The sequence below is a fragment of the Romboutsia sp. 13368 genome, from assembly GCF_018336475.1.
Taxonomy (GTDB): domain Bacteria; phylum Bacillota; class Clostridia; order Peptostreptococcales; family Peptostreptococcaceae; genus Romboutsia.
Genome location: NZ_CP048741.1, coordinates 18,975 through 19,769 on the forward strand (window position 1 = coordinate 18,975; position 795 = coordinate 19,769).

1 protein-coding gene is annotated in these 795 nt (G+C 28.5%); it reads left to right on the plus strand.

The annotated features are described in order from the left end of the window. Positions 1-191 precede the first annotated feature (191 nt). Entirely contained in the window at positions 192-722 is a 531-nt protein-coding gene (rnmV, locus tag G3997_RS00105; RefSeq protein WP_296646129.1) for a ribonuclease M5, read from the plus strand. Positions 723-795 lie beyond the last annotated feature (73 nt).

Genomic DNA, 795 nt, shown 5'->3' on the forward strand with positions numbered 1-795 from the left:
ATGAAAAAGTCTGTGAAGCTACTAAGGAAAATGCAAAGAGATTATTTAATATAAAATAAAAATTATATTTATTAAAATAAAAGCTATGGTGCATAATTGTACTATAGCTTTATTTTTACTTGATAAAAATACATATAAGGCTTAAAATATAAAGATACTAAGTTAAAAATGAGCGRAAAAGGTGAATTTATATGATAAAAGAAATAATAGTAGTAGAAGGAAGAGATGACGTAACCGCTGTTAAAAGAGCATTAGATGCAGAGCTTATAACAACAGGCGGATTTGGATTTCCTAAAGGAGTAATGGAAAGAATAAAAGCAGCTCAAAAAAGAAGAGGTGTTATAATATTTACTGACCCAGATTTTGCAGGTGAAAAAATCAGAAAGAAAATAGCTGCAGAAGTTCCAGGATGTAAACACGCATTCTTACCAAGAGAAGAAGCTAAGAAAGATGGCGATATAGGAATAGAAAATGCAAGTCCTAAAAGTATATTAGCTGCTCTTGAAAAAGTAAGAACAGAAAGTACAGAAAAAAGAGAAGAATTTAAGCAAGTTGATTTAATAAGAAATGGACTTATAGGAAACGAAGATGCATCACATAGAAGAGATGAATTAGGAAAAATACTTGGAATAGGATACGGAAATGCAAAACAATTCTTAAGTAGATTGAATAATTATGGAGTTAGTAGAGAAGAATTTGAACAAGCATTAAATCAAATATAATATATAATAAAATTCACAATATGTGAAAATAAAATAAATAGGAGAATCATAATGGATAGACTTTCATCACATA